At 65.6% G+C, this 25,164-nt stretch carries 14 protein-coding genes and 3 tRNA genes; 5 read left to right on the top strand and 12 right to left on the bottom strand.

Annotation, left to right across the window (positions count from 1 at the left end):
- The first annotated feature begins 161 nt into the window (after positions 1–161).
- The 3 genes from ACZY0Q_RS05670 (at position 162) to ACZY0Q_RS05680 (ending at position 4,742) form a co-directional block, all read left to right on the top strand.
- The gene (locus tag ACZY0Q_RS05670) at positions 162–2,207 is read left to right on the top strand and encodes a TPM domain-containing protein (RefSeq protein WP_463915207.1); all 2,046 of its coding nucleotides are present in this window, start codon (positions 162–164) and stop codon (positions 2,205–2,207) included.
- A gap of 110 nt (positions 2,208–2,317) precedes the next feature.
- Positions 2,318–3,103, top strand: coding sequence for a PspA/IM30 family protein (locus ACZY0Q_RS05675; protein WP_463915208.1), 786 nt, complete (start codon positions 2,318–2,320; stop codon positions 3,101–3,103).
- 163 nt (positions 3,104–3,266) lie between these two features.
- On the top strand, positions 3,267–4,742 hold the full coding sequence (locus ACZY0Q_RS05680; protein WP_463915209.1) for a cryptochrome/photolyase family protein: 1,476 nt from the start codon (positions 3,267–3,269) through the stop codon (positions 4,740–4,742).
- Here ACZY0Q_RS05680 and ACZY0Q_RS05685 read toward each other — a convergent pair.
- The 6 genes from ACZY0Q_RS05685 to ACZY0Q_RS05710 all read right to left on the bottom strand — a co-directional run bounded on the left by ACZY0Q_RS05685 (position 4,732) and on the right by ACZY0Q_RS05710 (position 10,745).
- Entirely contained in the window at positions 4,732–5,664 is a 933-nt protein-coding gene (locus ACZY0Q_RS05685) for a cytochrome b/b6 domain-containing protein (protein ID WP_463915210.1), read from the bottom strand. The two genes, ACZY0Q_RS05680 and ACZY0Q_RS05685, sit on opposite strands and share 11 nt — an antisense overlap.
- Positions 5,665–5,793: 129 nt before the next feature.
- Positions 5,794–5,870 (bottom strand) — tRNA-Met (locus ACZY0Q_RS05690).
- A 146-nt stretch (positions 5,871–6,016) separates the two neighbouring features.
- Positions 6,017–6,090 (bottom strand) — tRNA-Met (locus tag ACZY0Q_RS05695).
- 170 nt (positions 6,091–6,260) lie between these two features.
- A tRNA-Met gene (locus tag ACZY0Q_RS05700) sits at positions 6,261–6,334 on the bottom strand.
- Positions 6,335–6,413: 79 nt separating this feature from the next.
- Positions 6,414–9,416 carry a UPF0182 family membrane protein gene (locus tag ACZY0Q_RS05705; protein ID WP_463915211.1) on the bottom strand — a complete coding sequence of 1,001 codons (3,003 nt, stop codon included), beginning with the start codon at positions 9,414–9,416 and terminating at the stop codon, positions 6,414–6,416.
- Positions 9,417–9,551: 135 nt separating this feature from the next.
- Complete coding sequence (locus ACZY0Q_RS05710) at positions 9,552–10,745, bottom strand: YlbL family protein (RefSeq protein ID WP_463915212.1); 1,194 nt, start codon at positions 10,743–10,745, stop codon at positions 9,552–9,554.
- Between the two features lie 131 nt (positions 10,746–10,876).
- On the opposite strand from ACZY0Q_RS05710, the gene ACZY0Q_RS05715 reads away from it, so the two are divergent.
- Complete coding sequence (locus tag ACZY0Q_RS05715; protein ID WP_463915213.1) at positions 10,877–12,316, top strand: zinc-dependent metalloprotease; 1,440 nt, start codon at positions 10,877–10,879, stop codon at positions 12,314–12,316.
- A 123-nt stretch (positions 12,317–12,439) separates the two neighbouring features.
- On the opposite strand, the gene ACZY0Q_RS05720 is transcribed toward ACZY0Q_RS05715, so the two are convergent.
- The 3 genes from ACZY0Q_RS05720 to nudC all read right to left on the bottom strand — a co-directional run bounded on the left by ACZY0Q_RS05720 (position 12,440) and on the right by nudC (position 16,274).
- Positions 12,440–13,051 (bottom strand): M48 metallopeptidase family protein, encoded by a 612-nt coding sequence (locus tag ACZY0Q_RS05720; protein WP_463915214.1) that lies wholly within the window; start codon positions 13,049–13,051, stop codon positions 12,440–12,442.
- Positions 13,048–15,183, bottom strand: coding sequence for an ATP-dependent DNA helicase UvrD2 (locus tag ACZY0Q_RS05725; protein WP_463915215.1), 2,136 nt, complete (start codon positions 15,181–15,183; stop codon positions 13,048–13,050). Before ACZY0Q_RS05725 ends, ACZY0Q_RS05720 begins: the two co-directional genes overlap by 4 nt.
- A 68-nt stretch (positions 15,184–15,251) precedes the next feature.
- The gene (nudC, locus tag ACZY0Q_RS05730; protein ID WP_463915216.1) at positions 15,252–16,274 is read right to left on the bottom strand and encodes an NAD(+) diphosphatase; all 1,023 of its coding nucleotides are present in this window, start codon (positions 16,272–16,274) and stop codon (positions 15,252–15,254) included.
- A gap of 169 nt (positions 16,275–16,443) precedes the next feature.
- Between nudC and ACZY0Q_RS05735 the strand changes: the two genes are divergently transcribed.
- Positions 16,444–17,706 carry a macrolide 2'-phosphotransferase gene (locus ACZY0Q_RS05735; protein WP_463915217.1) on the top strand — a complete coding sequence of 421 codons (1,263 nt, stop codon included), beginning with the start codon at positions 16,444–16,446 and terminating at the stop codon, positions 17,704–17,706.
- A 38-nt stretch (positions 17,707–17,744) separates the two neighbouring features.
- Here the strand turns inward: ACZY0Q_RS05735 and ACZY0Q_RS05740 are convergent, their stop codons facing one another.
- Genes ACZY0Q_RS05740 through ACZY0Q_RS05750 form a run of 3 tightly spaced genes read right to left on the bottom strand, consistent with a single transcriptional unit; the run spans position 17,745 to position 25,131 of the window.
- On the bottom strand, positions 17,745–21,275 hold the full coding sequence (locus ACZY0Q_RS05740) for an ATP-dependent helicase (protein WP_463915218.1): 3,531 nt from the start codon (positions 21,273–21,275) through the stop codon (positions 17,745–17,747).
- Positions 21,272–24,718 carry an ATP-dependent helicase gene (locus ACZY0Q_RS05745; RefSeq protein WP_463915219.1) on the bottom strand — a complete coding sequence of 1,149 codons (3,447 nt, stop codon included), beginning with the start codon at positions 24,716–24,718 and terminating at the stop codon, positions 21,272–21,274. The genes ACZY0Q_RS05740 and ACZY0Q_RS05745 overlap by 4 nt, the downstream gene beginning before the upstream one ends.
- The gene (locus ACZY0Q_RS05750; RefSeq protein ID WP_463915220.1) at positions 24,715–25,131 is read right to left on the bottom strand and encodes an MGMT family protein; all 417 of its coding nucleotides are present in this window, start codon (positions 25,129–25,131) and stop codon (positions 24,715–24,717) included. Before ACZY0Q_RS05750 ends, ACZY0Q_RS05745 begins: the two co-directional genes overlap by 4 nt.
- Positions 25,132–25,164: the final 33 nt, after the last annotated feature.

The raw sequence follows: 25,164 nt of genomic DNA on the forward strand, positions 1-25,164 counted from the left end.
TGGTGGCATATTCGCCGCTGTGGACGCACCAGGAGGTGCACCATAGAATCAATAGGAATTGCCACAGCGACCTGCGGCTTTACACCACGCGTGGGGGCGCTGCTGCATTCTGAGACGCTCATTCGTCCCGAATCGGTGTCAGTCGTGCTGAAGGGTTGCACATGCGGTCAAAGTTCAAACGTATCCTCGCCGTGATCGGCCTGACCGGGCTGCTCGCGGTTCCTGCCGGCGCGGCCTGGGCTGAAGACCCGGTGACTCTGGATCCCTCCACCAAGATCGTGGATTCCGCCGGCGTCCTCGGCTCGAAGAAGGCTGATGTGCAGGAAGCCATCAAGAAGCTCGGAACCGACCACGCCACTGTTCTGCATGTCGTCACGGTCAAGAAGTTCGAAAACCCAACCGACCGCGAAGCGTGGACGGACGAGGTAGCCAAAAAGGCCAACCTCGGACCCAATGCATTAATTTTTGCGGTGGCTACCGAGACCAGACAGTACATCCTGAACAAGCCCAGCGGCAGCAAGATCACCGCCGCCCAAATCGAAAACATCAAAAGCAAAGCCATCGGCCCGCAGCTGGCCAATGACGACTACGCCCAAGCGGCCATTAACGCCGCGGCTGCCGTCGGAGACGCAGCAGGTGGCGGCAGCGGGAACGTCCCAGGTGACGGCGCCGGCGCAGCTGTGCTCGTTGGCACGGGCGTAGTTGCCGCCGGTGGGGCCGGCGCCTACCTTTACTTCCGCAACAAGCGCAAGAAGGCAGCGCAGGCGCCCAGTGCCAGCTATGGCCCCCAGGGCGCCGAGCTTGATCCGCTCGCTTCGCTCAGCATCGAGGAACTCCGGCGCAAGAGCGGCTCGCTGATCATCGAGGCCGATGACGCCATCAAGTCCAGCGAGCAGGAACTCGGCTTCGCCGAGGCCCAGTACGGCGATGCCGCGGTGGGAAACTTCACCAAGGCCCTGGCCGAAGCCAAGGCTCACATGTCCGAATCCTTCAAGCTCCAGCAGCAGCTTGATGACCACATTCCGGACACCGAAGAACAGCAGCGTAGCTGGCTCGGCGAGATCATCCGCCGTTCAGAGGCGGCGCTCGGCTCGCTCCAGGAGCAAAAGGCCGACTTCGACTCTCTCCGCGAGCTCGAGAAGAACGCCCCGCAGGCACTGGCAGCCATCAGCGCGGGCGCGCAGGAAGCCGATGCCAAGATCGCCAGCGCCGAACAGTCACTGACGGCGTTGCGCGCCAAGTACGCGGACAGCGCACTGGTGCAGGTCGCTGACAACATCACCCAGGCCAAAGAACGCCTGGACTTTGTGCAGAACGCCACGGCCACCGCCCAGGAGAAGCTCACCGCAGGCGAGGGCAGCCTCGCCGCGGTCGCCGTGCGGGCGTCGGAAGAGAGCCTGCACCAGACCAACGTCCTCCTGGATGCCATCGCCAAGGTTTCTGCCAGCCTCGACGAGGCCCGCAACGGCCTGGAGGCGGCCGTCGTCGAAACCTCCCAGGACCTCGCGCAGGCGAAGGCTATGATCCAGTCCGGCGAGCACCCCGAACTGGCCGGCCCGGTGGCCGGTGTTGAGGCAGCCCTGGGTCAGGTCAAGGCCGAAATCCAGGGCGGGAAGATAGATCCCATCGCCACCCTGCAGCGCGTCGAAACAGCGCACCAGGCCCTGGACCAGTCCCTCACCGGTATCCGGAACCAGCAGGACCAGGCCCGCCGCGCGCAGGCTTCGCTGCAACAAACCATCATGTCGGCGCAGGCGCAGATCAGCGCCACCTCGGACTACATCACCGCCCGCCGTGGCGGCGTTGGCACCGAAGCGCGCACGCGGCTCGCAGAATCCCAGCGCAACCTCGACTATGCACTGTCCATCTCCCGCAACGATCCAGTCACCGCGCTGACCTACGCCCAGCAGGCACACGCCCTGGCGGCTCAGGCAGCGCAGCTGGCCCAGGCTGACGTAGACAACTTTGGTGGCTACGCCAACCAGGGCTTCGGCGGCGGCGGGGGCATGTTCGGCGGGCGCGGCGGAGGCGGCGGCGGCCTTGGTGGCGCCATCCTTGGCGGTATCCTCATCAACTCCATCCTCAATGGAGGCAGCGGCGGAGGCTGGGGCGGAGGCCACAGCGACGGCGGCAGCTGGGGCGGGGACTCCGGCGGCGATATGGGCGGCGGCTGGGGCGGCGATTCCGGCGGCGGCGGGGACTTCTGACCCATCACAAGCTAGCGCCGGCAGGAACGAACCTGCAGGCGAAGAGAAGCGGTACAACAACTGTTCACTGATCTCAGTGGCCACCATTGAGCAGGACGAAAGGTAACACCATGGTTAAGCAGTCCATTTTCGGCCGGATCGCACAGCTGGCAAAGGCAAACATCAACACTTTGCTGGACAACGCTGAGGATCCGCAGAAGATGCTGGACCAGATGGTCCGGGACTACACAAACAACATCGCGGAGGCGGAATCCGCAGTCGCCCAGACCATCGGCAACCTGCGTATGCTCCAGGATGACTACCGCGAGGACATCAAGAACGCCCAAGACTGGGGCAACAAGGCCCTTGCCGCATCCCGCAAGGCAGACGAATACCGCGGTGCCGGCGACAGCATCGACGCCGAGAAGTTCGACAACCTCGCAAAGGTGGCGCTGCAGCGCCAGATGTCCGCGGAAAGCGAAGCCAAGGGTGCTGAGCCGAGCATCGCCTCGCAGACCGAGGTAGTGGACAAGCTCAAGTCGGGCCTGGATCAGATGAAGGGCAAGCTCAACGAGCTCACCAGCAAGCGCAACGAGCTGGTTGCCCGGTCCAAGACTGCAGCGGCGCAGTCCCAGGTGCACGATGCCATCAAGAGCATCGACTTCATGGATCCCACCAGCGAAGTTGGCCGTTTCGAAGAGAAAATCCGCCGCGAAGAGGCCAAGGTGCGCGGCCAGCAGGAGCTTTCCGCGTCGAGCCTGGACGCCCAGTTCAACCAGCTGGAAGACCTCGGCGAGCAGGTGGAAATCGAAGCACGCCTGGCAGCCCTGAAGTCCGGCGGCGCCAAGCCGGCCATCGGCGCTTCCGGCGCCACGTCTGCGTCCACGGTCGACGAAGCCGACTTCGACAAGCTGTAGCCAGCCGCGTCCGCCACTGAGCGGGCCAGCCGGGGCCGGGGTTCATCATGAACCCCGGCCCTTGTTGTGCCCGGGCAGTACCTCCAACCGGTAGTGCCACCGGCGGTGCAACCAGCCCCATGCGGCCGTGCGGCTCCTGACGAGGGTGTGTAGCGTGGAGGCCATGGCCTCCACCGTCGCATCCTCCATCGTCTGGCTCCGTGATGACCTTCGCTTGGACGATAACCCCGCACTGTCCCACGCCGTCGAACTCGGACTGCCGCTCACGGTGGTCTACATCCTCGATGAGGAATCCCCCGGAATCCGTCCCTTGGGAGGCGCGGCCCGCTGGTGGCTGCACCACTCACTGACGTCCCTGGCCGCGGCGATTGCTGAGGCCGGTTCCACGCTCACCCTCCGGCGAGGCCCCGCCGGCCGTGTGATCCGGGAGCTCGCCGCGGAAACCGGCGCTCAGCACGTTCTGTGGAACCGCCGCTACGGCGGTCCTGAACGGTCCCTGGACGCGGACCTCAAGGCCTGGGCGGCGGAGAACGGCATCGAAGCAGTCAGCTTCCAGGCCAACCTGCTCTTCGAACCGTGGACCATCACCACGGGCAGCGGCGGCCCCTACAAGGTGTTCACCCCCTATTGGCGGGCCTGCACTGCGTCCGGCGAGCCGCGTCCGCCGCTGGATGCGCCGGCCCGCCTGCCCTCCCCCGCATTCGCCGGTTCGATGAAGCAGGCCGGCAGCGACGCCTTGGCGGAGTGGTCACTGCTGCCCGTGTCCCCGGACTGGAGCGGCGGGCTGGCCGCAGCCTGGGAACCCGGGGAAGCCGGAGCACACAGCAGGCTGGAGGACTTCCTGGACGGGCCCGCACAGGAGTACGGCACGGGCCGGGACATTCCCGGGGTGGAAGGCACGTCCAGGCTGTCCCCGCACCTCCGTTTTGGTGAGATCAGCCCTTTCCGCGTCTGGCATGAGCTCCGCCGCCGCTTCCCCCGCGAAGTGACTCCCGACGTCGGGATCTTCCGCTCCGAACTGGGCTGGCGGGAGTTCTGCTGGCAGCTGCTTTATGCCAACCCCCAGCTGGCTACCCGAAACTATCGGCCGGAATTCGACCGGTTCGAATGGCAGGATCCCACCACGGCGGAACTGGGCGCCTGGCAGCAGGGCCGGACCGGCTACCCGCTGGTGGACGCGGGAATGCGGCAGCTGTGGCAGACAGGCTGGATGCATAACCGGGTCCGGATGGCCGCGGCGTCCTTCCTCGTCAAGAACCTTCTGGCCGACTGGCGCCTGGGAGAGGCGTGGTTCTGGGACACCCTGGTGGATGCCGATGCGGCGAGCAACCCCGCTAATTGGCAATGGGTGGCGGGCTCAGGCGCCGACGCATCCCCGTACTTCCGGATCTTCAATCCGGTGACGCAGAGCAAGAAGTTCGACGCCGAGGGCCGGTACCTTCGCGAGTTCATTCCGGAGCTCGCCCGGATGGACCGCAAGGCCATCCATGAACCGTGGAAGCAGACCGATGTCCACGGCTACCCCGCTCCCGTAGTGGGACTCCCCGAGTCCAGGGAGCGTGCGCTTGCGACCTATCAGAAGCTTCGGGAGGACCAGCCAGGCAGGGACGCGTCCACCGGCACGGAAATCAGCGGCTGACTTTGCCCATCAGGGAAGCAATGGGGCGCAGGAAGATGGGCCGGGCGAGGAACCATGCCGCGACCATCAGAGCCACGGACACGAGGAAGATCCAGAAGCCGAGCCAGCCGTCGCCGTCGGACACCGCGTACATGTGGTTCAGGTTCCGCAGTGCACCAGTGGCAAGTACCAGGAAGACATGCACCACGATGAAAGCCACGAAGTAGATCATGACGGGGAAATGGATGGCCCGCGCCAGTTCGATCGGGTACGCCTTGTTCAGCGCGGCAGCCTTTTTGGGCCAGGCGGAGGACGTCCGGATGCCCGAGATGAAGGCAAGTGGCGCGGCGATGAAGACGGTGAGGAAGTACGTCAGCAACTGCAAGGCGTTGTAGTTGACCCAGCCGTTTTCCGTGGGCCAGTTCAGGGATGCGTACTGCAGGGCTGCGGACAGCGCGTTGGGAAAGACATCCCAGCTAGTGGGGACGATCCTCGTCCACTGTCCTGTCGCGAACAGGAGGACGGCAAACACCAGTCCATTAAGGATCCACAATGCGTCCAGCGTCAGGTGGAACCAAAGCTCCAACGTGATCTTGGTAGGCGCGTTCCTGGTCTTGATCAAGCCCTTGTTGTTGCGCGTCCAGTGGCCGCTGGGGCGGGTGGTGGTCCGCACCTGCCAGCCGGTCCTGATGATGAGCAGCAGGAAGAAACCATTCAGGAAGTGCTGCCAGGCCAGCCACGCCGGGAATCCGACGGGTGCGCCCTCAGGCAGTTCCGAATGTCCCGGATAGTCGGCCAGGAACGAGGCCACCGCAGGAAGGCCCGTCATCCACTTCGCCAGCAGCACCACCAGCACCAGCACTACGAGAGCGGCAGGGACACCCCAGTAGACCCTGGACCGCTTGCCTGTAGAGGAACCGGGCTTCTTCGTGGGTGTCGACATCGAACAACATTCCTCTCAAGAATGACTGACCAGGTGCTCAAAGGGCTTGCGAACGAGAATACTAGGAACCACATGTAATCGGGCAAAAGAAGACCCCGACCGGCGTAATGCCGGTCGGGGTCTTCTACATGGTTGCGGGGACAGGATTTGAACCTGTGACCTCTGGGTTATGAGCCCAGCGAGCTACCGAACTGCTCCACCCCGCGTCGCAAGAACAACACTACCGTACTTTGGAGTAGGTAAGAACCAATCGTGATTGCAGGACGCCACAGCCCCGAGGTTGCCTTCCCGGGGCGGGCCGCTTAAACCAAAAAGTCCGGATTCTGATTCCAGAATCCGGACTTTTCGCCAGTTGCGGGGACAGGATTTGAACCTGTGACCTCTGGGTTATGAGCCCAGCGAGCTACCGAACTGCTCCACCCCGCGTCGCAAGAACAACACTACCGAACTTTGGAGCAGGTAAAAACCAATCCGGATTGAGAGCCGCCATAACCCCGTTCTATGGCCCTACGGGGCGGACGCTCCCTGGGATATGGGCCGGTCCGGTTAAACCAAAAAGTCCGGATTCTGTTTCCAGAATCCGGACTTTTCGCCAGTTGCGGGGACAGGATTTGAACCTGTGACCTCTGGGTTATGAGCCCAGCGAGCTACCGAACTGCTCCACCCCGCGTCGCAAGATCAACTTTACCGTTCGGTGAACGGGAGGCCAAATCCTGGTGGCGTGATGTGCGTCTCGCTGGTCAAGCCCCCTAGTTGCCGGCTGACGGCGAGGGCGTCGCCGTAGGTGTAGCCGTCGGCGTAGCCTCGGGCGACGGCGTGGCTTCAGGGGCCGGCGCCGGGATCTTGCCCTCGGCGTCAAGCGCCTTCTGCAGGGCCGCAGCCAGTTTCTTCTGCTCTTCCCCATAGGCCGCAAAGTCGCCGGCAGCCAAGGCTGCCTGGCCGGCCTTGATGGCGGCGTTCGCCTCATCCAGCGCGGCCTTGAGGTCAGCCTGGGCACCTGCGCTCACCGGCGGCGTAGTCCCTGGAGTGGGCGGGGCCTGGCCGGTGTTGTCGGAGTCACCTGCGGCAGCTCCGGAGTCGCCGCCGAAGAGTTGCTTCAGGGCGCCGTCGAGAGTCGGAGCAAAGCCGACCTTGTCACCGAAGGCCACCAGCACACGCTGGAGGGTGGGGTAGGACGTCTCGCCGGTCGACTTGAGGTAAACCGGCTGGACGTACAGGATGCCACCGCCCACAGGCAGAGTCAGCAGGTTGCCGTTGAGCACTTCGGAAGCACCCTGCCTCAGAAGGTTCAAAGCCTGGGACACCGTTGGATCGGAGTTGAACTTGTTCTGGGCCTGGCCCGGCCCGGGAACCTGGATCGCCGGCGGAATCTGCAGCAGCCTGAGCTTGCCGTAGGTATCGGCCTTCACGCCCTTTTCCTTTCCGGCGTCGGAGTCGGCCGCCAGGAAGCCGTAGAGCACGTTCCGGGCTGTGCCGTTCCCAGGCTGTGGAATGAAGGACGAGGTCAGCTGGAACGCCGGATCGTCCTGATCAGGCATCTGCAGCGACATGTAGAACGGCGGCTGCTTCACCTCGGTGTCCACGGTTGGATCGTTCGGCACGCTCCACACGTCGTCGCTCTTGAAGAAGCTCACCGGGTCTGTGACATGGTAACGGCCCAGCAGTTCGCGCTGGACCTTGAACAGGTCTTCCGGGTACCGGACGTGGCTCATAACGTCTCCGGACATCTCCGAGTAGGGCTTCAGGGATGTGGGGAAAACCTTCTGCCAGGCCTTCAGAACAGGGTCCTGGTCGTCCCACGCATAGAGCGTGACCGAGCCGTCATAGGCATCGACCGTGGCCTTGACGGAGTTCCTGATGTAGTTCACCGAGCTGTTGGGCAGGGCAACCGTCCGGCCTGACGTGGTCTGGGAGTCTGCAGTGGCGGCCGAGAGCTGCTCCTGCTGCGAGTACGGGTAGTACTGGCTGGTGGTATAGCCGTCCACAATCCACTTGACGCGGCCGTCAACAACGGCCGGGTAGGCGTTACCGTCAACGGTCAAGTACGGGGCAACCTTTTCCACACGGTCACGCGGACTGCGGTCGTAAAGGATCTGGGATTCCGCGTTGACCCCATCGGAGAGGAGCAGGTCCGAGGACTGGAACTTGATGGAGTAGAGGACCTTGTTGAAGAAGCTGCCAACGCTGGGTCCACCGTTGCCGGTGAAGGTGTACTGGGTTTCCCCATCGCCTTCCTTGCCGGAAGGCCTGTCCTGTTCGCGGTGCGGTGATCCCTCGGGCGCTCCAACAATGGAGTACTCCGGAGAGTCTTCGCCGAAGTAGATACGCGGCTCATACGTGGAATCATCGCCAAGGACACCTGTGGACGGGATACCCGACTGGAGGAACTCCGGTTTGCCGTCAACGGTGAACTTGTTTCCCTTGGCCGCCACGACGCCATAGCCGTGGGTGTAGACAACGTGCTGGTTGAGCCAACCTTGCTGGTTGGCGGCGACATTCTCCGGGTTCAGCTCGCGAACGGCGATGACTGTGTCCTGGATCTTGCCGTCAACCTCGTAGCGGTCGACGTTCAGTGCCTCCGGGAACTGGTAGTACGGGCGGTACTGCTCCAGCTGGGAGAAGGCATCGGAGATCAGGTTGGGGTCCAGGAGACGGATGTTTGCCGTGGTCTGGGCGTCCGGGGCCAGCGCGCCGGTGCTGGCGGTATTCGTGGCGTCGTAGCGATCCACCTGGATCTGGTCCAGGCCATAGGCAGCCCGGGTCATTTCGATATTGCGTTGGATGAACTCCTTCTCCAACGTCTGCTCGGACGGCCGCACCTGGAACTGCTGGATGACCCACGGGTACACGCCGCCGGCCAGGATTGAGGTGATGATCAGCATGGCGGTACCGATGACCGGCAGGCGCCAGCGGCCGATGACCGCCGCAACTATGAAGAGGATGGCCACCAGGCCTGCCGCCACGGCGAGGATCGCCTTGGTGGGGATAACGGCGTTCACGTCCGTGTACAGCGCACCGGCCCAGCGCCCGCCGTTGCCCTGCAGGGCAGCATAGCGGTCAAGCCAGAAGTTTGCGCCGAGCAGGATCAGGAAGGCTGCGCCGGTCACGGCGAGGTGGATCTGTGCCGCGCGGCTGGTGAATACGCCGCGTTCCATCAGGCGGATGCTGCCGTAGAGGTAGTGGGTGAGGATTCCGGCGATGCCGGCCACGACCACCACGCTGATGAGAAACCCTGTGACGAATCCCAGGAACGGAAGTGTCATGAGGTAGAAGCTGATGTCCAGATCAAACTCAGGATCCCTCTGGCCGAACGGCTCCTGGTTGAAGAACAGCAGCACTTTTTGCCATTGGCTGGCCGCAGCGCTGCCGGCGAAGAGTCCGAACAGGATGGGCAGGCCAAGCATAACGACGCGGCGGACCGGTTCAAGCTGGGCCTGGTAGCGGTTCAGGTTGTCGCGCATCTCGGAGTCCGGTGCGTAGACCGGCCGTGCGTGGTAGGCAACCCGGATGGCAAAAAAGACGGCCACGAACATAAGCGCGAAGCCGGCGAGGAAGATGCCGATCCGGGCAAGGTTTTCCGTGACGAACACTTCGAAGTAGCCGAGCTGCCGGTACCAGAGGACGTCAGTCCACACGTTGGCGAAGAAGATGAAGCCCACCACTGCGATGGCAACAACGATCAGCGTGGGCGTTAGCGCCCCGCGTCTCGAGGGGGGTCTTCCGGGCGGGATGGGGCTGGTAGGACGGGACAAACTCGGTACCTCATAGCTGGTCGTCAGGTTTACATGAGAAGCGTGCGTGCGGTTGACGTCCGGCACCGGTCAAGCGTGTGGCAACGTCCGTCATATCTGCCACGAGTGGCGGTAAAGCTTAGTTCCTGCCTCAGTCTAGTTGCTGGTACAGACGGGCAAAGCGCCCATGTCCAGCCCGGATCCGGCGACCTCGACGGCGTGCCGCGCCTCTGCGATGTTCTCCACTTTGAGCACCTGCAGCCCGTCCGGAATATGGCCGACAACTTCGTCGCAGTTTTCTGCCGGGGCGAGGAACACGGTGGCTCCGCCTTCACGCGCGCCGAGCATCTTCTGCCGGATGCCGCCGATGGGGCCAACCGCGCCGTCCGGGGTGATGGTCCCCGTTCCGGCGACATGTTTGCCGCCGGTAAGGTCCCCCGGCGTCACGGTGTCAATGATGCCCAGCGAAAACATCAGCCCTGCGCTTGGTCCGCCAACCTTGTCCAGGGAAATCTTCACGTCAAACGGAAACGTGAACAGGTACTTGAGCATGACTCCGAGAATGTAGCGGCCTGCCCCGTTGTCCATGGGGGTGATGGTCTGCGTGACGGATTCCCCTCCTCGCTGCACCACCAGGCTGGCCGGTGCCCCCCGGCCGGCGACAAGTTCCTCCTGCACAACGGCGAGCGACGTGATGGGTTTGCCGTTGATCGATTCGAAGATGTCGCCGTTTTCAACCTTGCCGGCCGACGGCGAACCGTCGGGCAGTCCCGCGGCCTGGAGTTGCTGGCCGAAGGGAATATCGAGCTCCTTGAGTGCTGATGCCACCGCATTCTCCTGCGATGACGTCATGGCCACGGAGCTCTGTTCGTCAGCCTCTTCCTTCGTGGTGCCGCTAGGGTAAAGCAGCTCCACAGGGTGAACGGATTTGGACCCGTCCAGCCAAGCGGTGAAAGCACCCAAGACGCTCACCGGGCCGTTGGGACCGCCGTCAACATAAACGGTGGTCAGGTCCAGATTTCCCTTGGCGGGATAGGTTTCGTGGCCCGTCACACTGATGACAGGACTGCCCTGGCTCTGGCCGATGGTGTTGAAGGTGGGACCGGGAGACTCCACAACATAAGGCACCGGGACGGTGACGGCAGCGATCCCCAGGCCCAGCGCCAGGACGCCGGAGAGCATCATCACGGACACGCGCCGGTCCCCCGGCGGGGAGCTGCGGGGGGCATATTGCCCGGTCGGCGGGATGCTGGCCTCACCCGTTCCGGCTGCTGCGGCACTCGCTGTGGTGGCGGCGTCGAACTCTGGAGTGTGGTCCTCATGCGGATGATCGCCGCGGGTTGTAGTCACTGAATCAACAGTACGCGGTGCCGCCTCCGGCCAGCTCTTTGCCTACAGCGAACGTGACGCCTGTCCGGCAGACAGGCGCTCCGGCCCGGGGTACCGTGAAGTGAACAGTCACACCGACGATCGGCGGGATCATGACCTCCAACCCACTCAATCCGTCCAACGGCGACGATACGCCGAAGGATCCGTTGACCGAGATGCTGCAGAACCTGATGGGCGGCAAGGGCATGGAAAACTTCGATCCTGCCGAACTCGCGAAGGCAGCTGGACTGCCGAACGACCCCAATCTTCTGGCCCAGATGTTTTCCCAGGTCCAGGCCATGATGAGCGCCCCGTCCGAGGGGCCCGTCAACTGGCAGCTCGCGCACGAGAACGCCCGCCGGGTTGCCGCCAGCAGCGCCGACCTGTCCGTCACGTCCCTGCAGACCCGCGAAGTCGACGAGGCCCTCCGACTGGCGGAACTGTGGCTCGATCCCGTGACCGACCTGCCTGCCACCGGCCTGATCGGCCGTGCGTGGTCGCGCGCTGAGTGGGTGGAAGCCACCCTTGGAACGTGGAAGCGGCTGACCGAGCCCGTAGCCAACAGCATCGCCAACGCTCTCTCGAGCGCCATGACCGAACAGATGCCCGAAGAGATGAAGTCCATGATGGGCGGGGCATCATCCCTGCTGCAGAACATGGGCGGCGCGATCTTTGGGATGCAGCTCGGGCAGGCCATCGGCGCATTGTCCGCCGAGGTTGTCAGCTCGACGGACATCGGCGTTCCCCTGGCCGACCTGGAAATGGCGCTCCTGCCGGCCAATGTGACCAAGTTCGGGGAGGGCCTGAGCCTTCCGGAGAACGACATCCGGCTGTTCCTGGCCGTCCGCGAGGCTGCCCACGCGCGGCTGTTTGTCCAGGTTCCCTGGCTGCGTGGCCACCTGCTCGGCGCCATCGAGGCCTACGCCCGCGGCATCCACATCGACACGTCCAGGATTGAAGAGCTCGCCCGCGACCTGGACCCCAGCAACCCTGAAGGCATCCAGGAAGCACTCTCCCAGGGTGTCTTTATGCCACAGCGGACCCCCGCACAGGAGCAGGCGCTTGAAAAACTGGAGACCGCCCTGGCCCTCGTTGAAGGCTGGGTGGACGAACTCACAGCTGCGGCCACAGAGAAGCTGCTGCCCTCCGCCGGCGCGCTCCGGGAAACAGTCCGGCGACGCCGTGCCACCGGCGGTCCGGCGGAGCACGCGTTTTCTTCCCTGGTGGGACTGGAACTCCGTCCCCGCCGCCTGCGCGAGGCTGCCACGTTGTGGGCCGCACTGAAGGACGAGCGCGGTATTGCCGGACGCGATGCCATCTGGCAGCACCCGGACCTCCTCCCGACTGCCGAGGACCTCGATGACCCGCAGGGCTTCAGCGGCCGCCGCCAACTGGCCGAGGCCAGCGACAGCGAAGTGGACGATGCCCTGCAGAAGCTGCTGAGCGGCGGGTTCGACGACGCGCCGCAGGATGATTCCGACGCCGGAGACGGGGAACAGCCAGCCGGCGACGGTGACCAGCCCAAGGGCGACGGGGACCAGCCCAAGGCTTAGCCAGACCTCACGGTACGACGGCGGCCACGCCGGCTTTCGCCGCCGCTGGAGGTGTTCGAATGCGCCGGATCATCCAGATGATGTCGGTGTCCTTGCTCGATGGCGACGTTTAGACGACCTTCCCTAGTCGGCGTCACCTGACGCTGGATCATTGCTGCCCGCGGTCAGACCCCGGGAGGTGGCGAACGAGACGCCTTCCAGGAAAGCCTTGGCCCGCATCGTGTCGGGGTAGGCCTCCAACAGCTTCCAGAAGGCGGCGTTGTGCCCGGCCACCAGCAGGTGGGCGAGCTCATGCAGGAGGACGTAGTCGATGACCCACTGCGGCATGGGCCTGAGCTTGTCGGAGAGTCGGATGGATCCTTCCGACGGCGTTGCGGAGCCCCAGCGCGAGTTCTGGTTGCTGACCCAGCGGACCGACGTCGGGACTGCCCTGCCGCCGAAGTACCGGGCCGAAAGGGCTGCGGCGTGGGCGGCCAACGCAGTATCTGTGGCCGGCTGCTTACTTCCTTTGCGTGAGCGCCGCTCCCCCTGGCGGTGCAGCTTCTCCAGCATGCGGTGCACCCATTCAGACTCCTGAGCGGCGGTGAACCGGGCAGGAATGGCCACCACCGCCGTCCCGTTCTCCCAGAAGGCAGCCACGGTCCTGGTCCGGCGGGCCGACCGCCGCACCTCAACCGGCGCTCCGTCCGCCGTGGTAAAGGGGAGGGTGTCCTGTCCTACCGGCCGGCGTGTCACAGGGTGGTGCTTTCGACGAGCACCCGCAGCACGTGTTCGCCGTATTTTTCCAGTTTGGACGGACCCACGCCGGCCAGTGCCGCAAGCTCCTCCAGCGTGGACGGTTTGGCCTCGGCGATGGCCGTCAGCGTGGCATCCGTGAAGACCACAAACGCCGGCACCTCGGCAGCCAAGGCGATTTCCTTCCGCCACTGCCGAAGGGCATCGAACGTCTGTTCTTCGTAGCTGGGAGGACAGTCGTTGCAGCGGCCCACCTTGCGTTCGGCGCCACTGGACAGCATGCTCCCGCAGACCCTGCAAGTGGCGGGGGCAGCTGATTTCCGGCGCGGCGCCGGCCCTTTTCCGCGGGCGCTGGAGCTGGCCACCGAATTGGGCCGGAGCCCGTCGAGGAAGCGTGAAGGTTTGCGGTTGGCCCGGCCCCCCGGCGTGCGTGCCGTGGACCAGGAAAGCGACAGGTGCTCACGGGCACGCGTGATACCCACGTAGAGCAGGCGGCGCTCCTCGTCCACGGCTTCGGGTGTGTCCGCGAAGGAAATAGGCATCAGGCCTTCGCAGAGGCCCACCAGGAACACGGCATCCCATTCGAGACCCTTCGCGGCGTGCAGCGACGCGAGCGTCACACCCTGGACAGTGGGAGCATGCTGCGCGAGGGACCGCTCCTGGAGTTCATTAACGAAGTCCCCGAGACTGAACTGCTCACCGCGGACGTGGACAAGCTCGTCCGCGAGCGCCACCAGCGCTGCCAGGGACTCCCAGCGTTCGCGCAGTGCGCCGCCGTTATGGGGTGGAGCCTCCGTGTATCCCAGCGAGGCCACGATATCGCGGACGAGTTGGCCGAGCGGTTCCGGTGTCGCGGTTTCGGCGACGGCCCTGGTGGCCGCGCGCAGCTGAAGGATGGCGTCACGCACTTCCTTGCGTGCGAAGAAACGCTCACCGCCCCGGAGCTGGTAACTGATCCCGGCCGCAGCGAGCGCCTGTTCGTATGCTTGGGACTGCCCGTTGGTGCGGAAGAGGACAGCCACTTGGCTGGCGGGAGTGCCGGCGTCGAGCAGTTCCTGGATCTTAATGGCCACTGTGGCGGCTTCGGCTTCATCGTCGCTGCATTCGGTGAACTGGGGCACCGGCCCCGCCGCCCGCTGGGCCACCAGCTGCAGCGGAGCCGCCCAGGCAGCATCGGCCACCGGTCCGCCACCGCGACGGGCGGCAAGGAGATCGTTGGCCAGCTTGACCACCTGCGGCGTGGAACGGTAATCCCGGATCAGTTTCACCACATTGGCCTCAGGGTACTGCGCCTTGAATCCCAGCAGGTGTTTGGGCGAAGCGCCGGTAAACGAGTAGATCGTCTGGCTCGCATCGCCCACTACGCACAGCTCGTCCCGCCCACCAAGCCACAGTTCCAGGAGGCGCTGCTGCAGCGGCGAAACGTCCTGGTACTCATCGACCACAAAATGCCGGTACTGCTCGCGGACGGTGGCCGCGACTTTCTGGTCCTCCTGCAGGATCCCTACGGTGATCAGGAGTACGTCCTCGAAGTCGATGACGTTGCGGTCCGTCTTGACGTCCTCGTAGGACTGGAAGACCCGGGCGACGGCGGTGAGGTCGAACCCGCCAGGGGTTCCCCTGCCCTGCGCGTTCTCGAGGTAGTTGGCCGGGGTCAGCATGGAGACCTTGGCCCATTCAATTTCGGAGGCGAGGTCCCGGATGGACGCGCGGTCAGTGCTGAGCCGCAGGCGGCGGGACGCTTCGGCGATCATCTGGGCCTTGTGGTCCAGCAGGTTGGGCAGGGTGCCGCCGACCGCCTGTGGCCAGAAAAACTGCAACTGCCGCAAGGCGGCGGCGTGGAACGTGCGTGCCTGCACATTGCCCACGCCGAGGTCCCGCAGCCTGCTGCGCATTTCCGCTGCGGCCCGGGCCGTGAACGTCACGGCGAGGAGCCGCTGGGGGCTATACACCCCGGAGTGCACGCCGTAGGCAATCCGGTGCGTAATGGCCCGGGTCTTGCCGGTGCCGGCACCGGCGAGGACGCACAGCGGCCCATTCAGCGTGCTGGCGACCTCGCGCTGTTCAGCGTCAAGTCCCCCAAGGATTCGTTCCTCAAGGGACTGGGCACTGTCAAGATTCTCTGTGGTCACTTCTGCTGCTCTGTTGTCGCGACTGCCACGTGCTGGCGTCTGGCCAATGGTGATGCCTGTTCCGGGTGTCAGGTGTCCGTGCGGTCCATGATCCGGCCGCCGTACCAGTGCTCAATCAGCGAGCGGGCGATGGACAGCCGGCTGGAGATGGTGATTTCTCCGGTGAGCACGGCGCCCTGGAGTTCCTCCCGGCTGAACCAGCGCGCACGGGTTACCTCCACGCCGTCGGGCTTTGCCACAGTGTCTTCGGTGATGGCGGTAAATCCAAGCATAAGGGAGGCCGGGAACGGCCAGGACTGCGAGCCCAAGTACTGGCATCCTGTGACCCGGACACCCACTTCTTCGTGGATTTCCCTGACGACGGCCTGTTCCAGGGATTCGCCTGGTTCGACGAATCCGGCCAGCGTGGAGTAGTTTTTGGCGTCAACCGGGCCGCCGCCACCGAGCAGCAGCCGTCCGTCCGGCCCTACCACCGTGACGATGATGGCCGGATCCGTCCGGGGGTAGTGTTCCGAGCTGTCCTCGGGGCAGCGGCGGACCCAGCCGCCGGCCTCCACCGCAGTACGTGTCCCGCAACGGGGGCAGTGCGTATGGCCGGCATGCCAGTTGGCGATGGCGCTGGCCTCGACGAACAACGCCGTGTCAGTGGGGTTCAGGACGGCAGCGATGTCGCGGAAGCCGGCCCACTGCGCATCGTTCGGGATTCCCGCAGTGCCGGGCTCGGCAGGTTCGGGAAGGATAACAAGGACCACTTCGGTGCCGGCGGCAAGATCCGAGCCGTCCAATGCGGCGCCAAGATAGATGACCTGCTCCGGGGCTAAGCCGCGGTCCCGCAGGTGAGCGAGCAACCGGGCGGCTGCGGGCAGCAGGAGCTGGTTGCCTTGTACCAGGGTCTGCCTCCCGGCTAGGACCACTGCCCGCGTAAGCTCGCTGGCCAGCAATTCCTCAACCATGCCTGGCCGGACACGATCAGCGGAGCCGCGGTCAACGGCAGCCGGGAGGACCGGCAGCACGGTATCAAACAGGTGGTTGGCCGGCAGCTGGACTGCCTGCGGCTGGTAGGCCGGTATAGCGGACTCCGCATGACTCATGTGTCCACCGTACTGACTCGGACGGACAATTTACATTCGGCAGGGACATTCGGCCAGGACATGTGGCGTGGGCCTCCAAGCGGTGTGCCGAAGCCGACTTTTGCAGCATATCTGGAGACTCGCCGCCGCACATCGTTGTCTTGGCCGCCACTCAATCTACCGTGGAACGGTGAGAAGAAAACCGATCGAACTGGCAGCCGTGGCAACCGCGGCAGTCCCCGGGCTGACCCCTACCGCCGTTAGCTCCGCCGCGGACGATCCCGCGGATTTCGACTCCGCACTGCTGCTGGATTCGGAGGGCAAGCGGTGGCGGGTCAGGTCGCCGCGGCATGCGGAAGCAAGCGCCAGGCTCGAGACGGAGTTCCTTGTCCTCCGCGCATTCGCACCGGCCATCCGGGCCGAGTTGCCCTTCCTCATGCCCACGGTTGCCGGCAGCGTCCGGTTGGGCAGCCTCAGCACCTTTGTCTACTCCCATCTGGCCGGCAGCACGCAAAGTGTTGAGGAACTCACCGCTGGTCCCGCCGTGCTTGCCCGGGAAATCGGGACAGCCCTGGCGGCCATCCATGATCTTCCGCATTCCCTGGTCAGCAACGCGGACCTGCCCAGCTATACGCCCAACGAATTCCGCCAGCGCCGGCTCAACGAGCTAGACCAGGCAGCAACTACCGGAAAAATCCCGGCGTCGCTGCTGCTCCGCTGGGAACATGCCCTCGAAGACGTCTCGCTATGGCGGTTCAACCCGTGCGTTGTCCACGGCGACCTCCACGAGGACAACCTGCTCGTCGAAAGCGGCCGTGTCACGGCCGTTACTGGTTGGACGGACCTTCGGATTGGGGATCCCGCCGACGACTTTGCCTGGCTGGTTGCCTCGAATGAACAGGATTTTGTGGACGCCGTCCTGGCAAGCTACACCGGCAGCCGCCGCGACGTACCGGACCAGCACCTGATCCGGCGGGCCGCTTTGTCAGCCGAGTTCGCGTTGGCGCAATACCTCGTCAAGGGCATTGCGGCTGGCGACGACGGGATGGTTGCCGAAGCCGAAGGCATGCTGGAAACGCTCGCGGACGACGTCGAAGAGCACGGCGGGCAGGCCATCAGTGTCGAACCGCTGCCCGCGCCGGCTGCCCCGGCCGACGACGCCGCCCAGTCCCCTGCTGCCCACCCCGCGGCAGCGGGCAGGTCCCAGCCGGCGGGTCTTGCCGCTGCTCCGGCGGTGACCGTCGCCCCCGTGCCCGTCCCATCGGTGGAGCCTGTTCCGGCTGTGCCGGCCGTACAAGTCATCCGCATCCCTGCTGAGCCCATCCCGTCCGACGTGGCACCGGCGGACGAAGAGCCGGCAGTCGAAGAGCCGGACGACAAGCCGGCAGTACGCCCGTCCGCCGAGGATACTTCCACCGCGGCCATCAGCATCGTCGAAGTCAGGAAGCACTGACGCCCGGAAGCTCTTCCTGACTCCAGGGAGCACTGGCGTCAGGGAACGCTGACATCCAGGGCAGCGGACACGATCTGTTCGAGCTCCTCAGCAGTGCCCAGATCGTGCGGCCGAACCACCTGGTTGTCCGCAACGTAGAAGAAGGCGGCCCTGACGTCCTCCACTGCCACGCCCTTGAGCCGGGCCCAAGCAAGCCGGTACGCGGCGAGCTGCACCGATTTGGCCCTCAGCTGGGCGGCAGAGGGCCGGCGGCCTGTTTTCCAGTCCACGAGGTCCCATCTGCCGTCCGCGTCCTGGAAGACAGCATCTATGCGGCCACGGACCACAACGTCGCCCACGCGCGTTTCCACCGGTACTTCGACAAATGCCGGTGACCTGTCCGCCCATTCCGAGGCCCTGAAGGTGGCCACCATGCTGTCGAGATCATAGGCGGCGTCAATGTGATCATCGGAGCCCGGGGCCTCGCCAAGATCCAGCATGCCGGCTGCGCCGAAGTACTCTTCAACCCAGGCGTGGAATGCCGTCCCCTTCCGCGCGGACATGCCGGGCTCACGCGGAACAGGCCTTCGCAGCCGGCCCACTACCCCCGCCGGGTCCTCGCCAAGATCCACCAGCGTGGACGCAGAGATGTGACCGGGCAAATGAACGTCCTGCCCGGATGCGCGCCTGGAACGCCGTTCCAGCAGCAAGGCCGCTTCCCTCGCCCAGCCAGCCGCATTTCCCCGGAGCCCTGGCTTGGACTCATTGGCGGATGCATGTTCAAGGACCGGCTCTTGGTCCCCGGACACCAAGGGCTCCAACGCCTCGCGGACACGTGCCGCGGCGTTCTCCATGGCCAGCCGCCTGCCGGGAATAACCCGCAGTCGCTCCCCGGTCCGCGCATCCACCGGGCCTTCGAGGGGGTCATAAGGCCATCCGGCCACCTCAGTTTCGGTAGTCAACGGGCTCTTCTCCGGCAGGGAGGCCTCGTCCACTGACGCCGGGTGGACCAAGGCCCAGTTTGTTTCCATGTCCCGTCCCGGAGCGCTGTCAGGGACGGGCCCGACAAGCTGTTCCAGTTCAGCGAGGAACGGTGACATTTCGGCACGCCCAGCCCTGGAGCCCACCCATGCTGCGCTGGAGACCCAAAGGACATGCTTTGCCCTGGTGTACGCCACATAGGCAAGACGGCGTTCCTCACCCTCACCGTGGACCTGGACCGCTGATTTGAAGTCCTTTTCGGCGTCCAGCCAGCCCTTCTGGTCCGGCTGGTCGGTATCCCATTGGGGCAGATCCGATCGGTCCCCGCGCAGCGGCCACGGCAGTGCGGCCGCGCCGCTGCTCCAGCGGGAATCTTTGCTGCTGGGGAAGGCACCGGCGTTGAGGCCCGGAACAAAAACGACGTCCCATTCCAGGCCCTTTGACGCATGGACGGTCAGCAGCTGCACAGCCTCGCGGTTGATATCCGACGGCGGAGCCTCAAGGCCGTTTTCCTCGGCCGCGGCGGCTTCAAGCCAGGCCAGGAACGCAAGGATGTCCACCCGGTGCGAGGTCCGCAGGAAGCCGGCCGCTGCGTCCTGGAAGGCATCCAGGTTTCGGCGGGCCTGGTGGATGCTGGTTCCCGGGCGCGCTGCCACTTCGATGTCGAGCAACATGGCGCGTTCCACCTCACCGAGCAGGGTGGTGAGGTCGTCCCCGAGGTAGCCGCGCAGCTGCCTTAGTTCTGTGGAGAGCCTGCCGAAGCGGTCGCGGGCTGGCTCGGTCAGCGACCGGCCATGGGACGAGGTCCAGTCTGCGCGTGGCAGCCAGTCCAGTGCTTCGACCAGGCTGGCGCCGTCAGTCAGGTCACTTTCGATGACGGCCTCCTCGGATGCGTCCATGGGGCCGTCCTCCGGCGTAGTCGCGCCGGAGGATGGGCGGCCGCGGCGGCGTGCGAGCTGGCTGGACCAGTCGCGGAAGGCCATCAGGTCTGCCGGCCCGATCCGCCAGCGTGCGCCAGCCAGGAGGCGCATCAGGGAGTCCGAGCGGCCAGGATCGGCCAGCACCCGGAGCGTGGCCACCAGGTCAACGATTTCGGGGGTGTCGAGCAGCCCGCCTAGCCCGACGATTTCGTAGGCAATCCCCCGCGCCTCGAACTCCCGCCGGATGGTCTCCATCTGGGCACGTCGCCGGCACAGTACGGCTAGTGCCGGTGGCACCGGTGTGCCGTCAGCCTCACGTTCAAAGTCCGTGATCCGGTATTTCAGGACGTCTTCGGCAAGGACTGCGGCTTCGTCGAGGTCTGTGCCGAAGCGGCCCAGCACCACCCGTCCCTCCACCGCGAAAGGGCTGGGCTGCAGGGGCGGCACATTCGCCGCCGCGCTAGCCGTGCCCGCCGGAATGGTGCCTGTCGCAGCGCTGCCGGCAGGGGCCTTCCGGGCCTCTGCGCGCCCCAAGGCCTCAGACATGATGTTGGCCGCAGACAGGATGGTCCGGCCGTTGCGCCACGCCGTGGTGAGGTATGACGTAGGGGCGGGCTCGAAGCGTGCCTGCCCGTCGTCACCATCCACGCGGACCGGGAATTCACGGACAAAGTGGAAGAGCTGACCTGCCGAAGCACCCCGGAAGCCGTAAATCGACTGGTTGGGGTCTCCCACAGCGGTGACCGCATGGCCCTCCCCGAATAGCCGCGAAAACAAGACCAGCTGGGCATACGACGTGTCCTGGAACTCGTCGAGGAGCACCACCTTGTAGCGCTGGCGTTCCATATCCGCCGCAAGGGGGATCTCACGGGCAACACGGGCCGCAAGTGCCACCAGGTCGCCGAAGTCCAAGGCTCCACGTGACTTCTTGGCGGTGGCGTAGCGGCCCACCATGTCAGCCACGCTGGCCCTCGTACGCAGCATCGCGGCGAGTTCACCGGCCGCCTGAGGGGCGTTCTTTGTCGCTCCGGCCACGTAGGGACGTTCTTCGAACTCGGCGAGCCGCGCCAGCAGCCAGGCCTCGACGTCGGCCGGTTCCTGCAGGTGCTCTGCGCACTCCCCCGCGAGTTGGATGACTGCCTTGACCAGCGTGGACTTGGCTGCCTTGAAATGGCTGTAATCGCCGTCGAACGCTTCCACCACTTCGCTGGCGAGCTGCCAGGCCTGGGCCCCGCCAAGCAGCACAACGTCGCGTTCCACGCCCAGCCGCAGCCCGTAGTCAGAAACGATGCCGCTGGCAAATGAGTGGTACGTGGACACTTTGGGCTCAAGGGCGTCGGTGCTTAGCAGACCCTCGGGGAACACTTCATGCCGCGTGTCCTGGGCAGCGACCCGCTGCAGCGCGGCCAGCTTGGCCCGGATCCGGGTGGCAAGCTCACCGGCCGCCTTCCGGGTAAAGGTCACGCCCAGGACTTCCTCAGGCCTGACCCAGCCGTTGGCGACGAGCCAGACCACGCGGTCGGCCATGGTGGCGGTCTTGCCGGAGCCCGCTCCCGCGATCACCAGCCGGGGAGCCAGTGGTGAGGAAATAATGGCGGACTGTTCGGGCGTCGGCGTATTCTTTTCGCCCAGCAGCCTGGACAGCTGCTCCGGGGTAAACAGCGGCGTTGGAACCTGGGGCTGGCTCATTCAGTGACCTGCTTTCCGCGGACGCAGAGCGGACAGACCTCGGGGAGCCGGCAGCCGTGCCCTCCGTGGCTGCTCTTTGCGGGGTCGTGCCTGGCCTCGAAGCCGTTGCCGGACATAACGGCGGCCGCATCCGTGACCATGTCCAGAGCCCAGTTATCCCTGGCGTCCAGGGGATCCTGTTGCTGAACGCCGGGGCTCTTGGTGCTTGTTCCCAGCTGCGCCAGCACGGCGCCGCCCGGCACAGGTGAGCCCGGTATTGGTAAGTCCGGCACTACCGTGTCGGGTTCTGCTGAGCCGGGCAGCCCTCGAACATCCGCAAAACCGCCTGCAAGGACCGCCGCCTGGTAAGCCCCCAATTGGGGATGGCGAGACAACTCTGCCTTGCCGGGCTGCCTTTTACCGGTTTTGAGGTCCACAATGACCAGCCTTCCTTCGGCGTCGACCTCCAGCCGGTCAACCTGGCCGCGGAGCACAGCGGCGCGGGGAAGGACGGGCCCGCTGTCCAAGTCTCCGGCGGACGGGGCACCGTGCTGCCCGGCATCAGACGGCGGAACGTCGGGCAACCGGACCTCGAAGTCCTGCTCGACGCCCAGCAGGCTCCGGCCCTCGCTCCGCATCACCAGGACGTACTGTGCGAGCTTGCGCACCATTGTTTCGGCCCGCTGGAAGTCGAGTTTGCCTTCCCAGTTGTCCTTCATGCCCAGGGTTGGCCACCGGCGGATGAGTTCGGCGACGTACTCGCCCCCGGAGGCGTCCGGCAGGTCCTGCGCGATGGCATGTACCAGCGTGCCCAGACTCCGGGCGAAGTCGGTGGCGGCTTCTCCGCCAGCCGCCTGCACAAACCAGTCGAGCGGTGATTTCTGGACGGATTCCACCTTCGACGGCGAGACGTAAACCGTCCCTCCGGGCGGGACAACCGGCTCCGACGTCGTCAAAGGCGATAGGCCCCACCAGCTGTCCGGATGCGCTCCGGGGACCGCCGGTTCCACGGCAGCAAGTCCGGCCAGAACCCTGGCGGCCTCGGCGGCTTCGGGCTCGTACCTTCCATCCAGCTGAGCGTATTGGCGCAGTTCTGCCACCAGGGCGCGAAGGGTCATGGGCCGTTCCACCGGAGTAAACCCCCTGCCCTCGGCGCCAGGGGCAAGCGGCGCTACATAGTCAAGGAAGGACGACGGCTGGTCATCCTCGGACGAAACCGCAGTGCAAATCAGGATCTCGCATGCTCTGGAAACGGCCGTGGAGAAGCTTCGGAGTTCGTCGTAGCGGATTTCCCGCAGCCGGCTCAGCGGGTCCAGCTGCAATGCATAGCTGACCCCGTGCTCGACAGCGTCAGCGTACAGGCTGCTGCCCAGCAGCTCACCGCGGAGCCTGGTATTGGGCCAGACGCCTTCCTGCAGCCCCGCCACAATGACCACGGGCCACTGCCGCCCGGCAGCACTGGCCGGGGTCATCAGCTCGACGGCGTCGTCCACCTGCGCCCGGGCGGCCAGGGTATCCATCGGCAGCTCCTGGTTCAGGAGGTACTCAAGGAACTGCTCCGGCCCGGCGCCCGGCATCTGGTCCACGTAGCGCTCGGCGGTGTGGAAAAGTGCCATCATGGCGTCGAGGTCCCGGTCGGCGCGGGCTCCGTGGGAACCGCCGGTGAGGGCGGATTCGGTCCACGCGTTGGCCAGTCCGGTGGAGTGCCACAGGGCCCAGAGAACGGTCTCGGCATTGGCTCCGGGCTCGGCGGCGGCGCTCCGTCCGGCCTGGATCATGCGGGCGGTCCGGCGCGCGGAACGGCCTTCCAGTCCCAGTGTCCCCAGGGCACCGGGTTCCGATAATGCTTCAACCAGCAGGGCGTCGCTGGTCCGTCCGCCGCCGCCCAGCAGTTCTTCCCGCCTGAGCGACTGACGCAGCCGGCGCAGTTCAATGGACGTGGCGCCGCCGATCCGTGACGTCAGCAGGGCGACGGCGGCTTCCGGGGTCAGCAGTTCCGGATCCAGCGCAATGGCGTAGGCGTCCAGCAGCGGGCGTACGGCCACCTCATCGCGGACCGCGGACTCGGCTACCGGAACGCGCACCGGGATCCCCTGGCCCGTGAGATATCGCTGCAGCTCACTGAGCTGGCCGCCGTTACGCACGATCACCGCTATCTCGGCGAGGTCGCGGCCATGGTTAACGTGCTGGTCCAGGATGCGCTGGGCAACGTACCGCAGTTCGTGGACCGGCGACGGAACGAGGTGCGCCTCCACCGTTCCGGCGAATTGGGATTGGGATTGGGGTTCGACGACGGCGGCGGGGCCGTGCGCGGTTCCGGCCAGGGGTTCGGGCTGCTCAAGCCGCCTGGCCAGCTGGCCGCCCGCACGCTGTGAGATCCGGCCCGCGACGCCGAGCCAGGCTTCTGCGATGGCGGGGGCGTGCCGATGGGTGTGCCAGAGCGGCCGCTCGATGATGCCGGTTTCCGTCGAAAGCAGGTGCGGCAGTTCCGCAACGAGGTCGGGCCTGGCCCCGCGGAATCCCTGCACAACGGTATCCGGGGAGAAAGCGACATAGCAGTCCTTGCCGGCGGCGATATCGGCGAGGAGCTCAAAAACGGCGGGGTTTGCCTCCTGCACATCATCCACCAGCACCAGTTGGAGACGGTCCCGTTCCGCGGCCAGGAACTCAGGCTCGTCCTGGAAGATCTGCCGTGCCGTGGTGATGATGCCGGCAGGATCGAAGGCCTCCGGCATGCGCAGGTCCAGGACGTCCCGGTACTCGGCGTACAGTGCGGACGCGGCGATCCAGTCCGGCCGGCCGCACTGGCGGCCCAGCTCCTCGAGGTCACCGGCGGTACGGCCGGATTCGATGATCCGGTCGAAGAGTTGGCGTACCTCGTGGCGGAAGCCCCGCGTCTCCAGTGCCGCTTCCAGGTCCGCAGGCCACGGAAGTTCCAGGCCGGGCATCCGGTGGCCCTCCAGGAGTTCGCGGATGATGAGGTCCTGTTCCGGGCCGGACAGAAGGCGCGGCGCGCGCGGAAGCGGAAGGAGTCCCTCTGCCTTTGCCCGGCGGATCAGGTCAAAGGCATAGGATGCCCAGGTCCGGGCCGGCGTGGTGCTCAGGCTCCGGTCCAGGCGCGCGGTGAACCGGTCGCGGAGTGAGTCGGCGGCGAGGCGTCCGGGCGCCAGGATAAGGATCCGCTCCGGGTCCACGTCGCCCTGCAGGGCGCGACGAACGGCGGCTTCGATCAGGACCGTTGATTTTCCGGTTCCCGGTGCGCCGGGAACCAGGACCGGCCCGGAGCCGTGGGGCACGTCGACGGCGTCACGCTGGTCCGCAGACAATGCCGGAACATCGGCGTGCAGCTGCCGCGGCGGAAGAAGACGCAGGCCCGTACCGCTGGCACGTCCGGCCGCGGACGCGGGCCTGGCTGACGTGCGTGTGGACTTGGCGGGGTCAACTACGGGGATTGATACGGTCACACAGACATTTCATCATCAGCCACCGACAATCTATGCAGCCGCCGCTCCAGCTGCTCCGCAATGGCGTCGATCCGGTCGAAGTCATCCTCGCCCGGGGCCCAGCGTGCTGCCATCAGGTCCACCCGCCATTTGCCGTCGCCGGTACGCAGAAAAACATCGTGGCTGCCGAGCAGCGGCGTCCCCTCCTGCAGGTAGTGGCGCAGTGCTTCGGCCTCATGGCCTTCCGGACCCTGGCCGCTTGCTTTGAGGATCCGCCACCACGCGACCTGGCTGCCGTAGTGGCTCATGGCGTGGCCCACTTGCCGGGGACCGCCGGACCCCAGCAACTCGGCCACATCACCGTAGGCCAGTGCGGTGCCGGGTGGAACCAGCTCGACCAGCGCGAGCACCGCCTCAATGTACTCAGTCCGCATGCATCAAGGTTACCGGCAGTGGCGTTGACGGAT

The sequence above is a fragment of the Pseudarthrobacter lactosi genome (genome assembly GCF_055412785.1).

Bases quoted from the DNA above. Each gene is read 5' to 3' on its own strand.
- ACZY0Q_RS05670 (WP_463915207.1), top strand. From the start codon at position 162: ATGCGGTCAAAGTTCAAACGTATCCTCGCCGTGATCGGCCTGACCGGG.
- ACZY0Q_RS05675 (WP_463915208.1), top strand. From the start codon at position 2,318: ATGGTTAAGCAGTCCATTTTCGGCCGGATCGCACAGCTGGCAAAGGCA.
- ACZY0Q_RS05680 (WP_463915209.1), top strand. From the start codon at position 3,267: ATGGCCTCCACCGTCGCATCCTCCATCGTCTGGCTCCGTGATGACCTT.
- ACZY0Q_RS05685 (WP_463915210.1), bottom strand. From the start codon at position 5,664: ATGTCGACACCCACGAAGAAGCCCGGTTCCTCTACAGGCAAGCGGTCC.
- ACZY0Q_RS05715 (WP_463915213.1), top strand. From the start codon at position 10,877: ATGACCTCCAACCCACTCAATCCGTCCAACGGCGACGATACGCCGAAG.
- nudC (WP_463915216.1), bottom strand. From the start codon at position 16,274: ATGAGTCATGCGGAGTCCGCTATACCGGCCTACCAGCCGCAGGCAGTC.
- ACZY0Q_RS05740 (WP_463915218.1), bottom strand. From the start codon at position 21,275: ATGAGCCAGCCCCAGGTTCCAACGCCGCTGTTTACCCCGGAGCAGCTG.
- ACZY0Q_RS05750 (WP_463915220.1), bottom strand. From the start codon at position 25,131: ATGCGGACTGAGTACATTGAGGCGGTGCTCGCGCTGGTCGAGCTGGTT.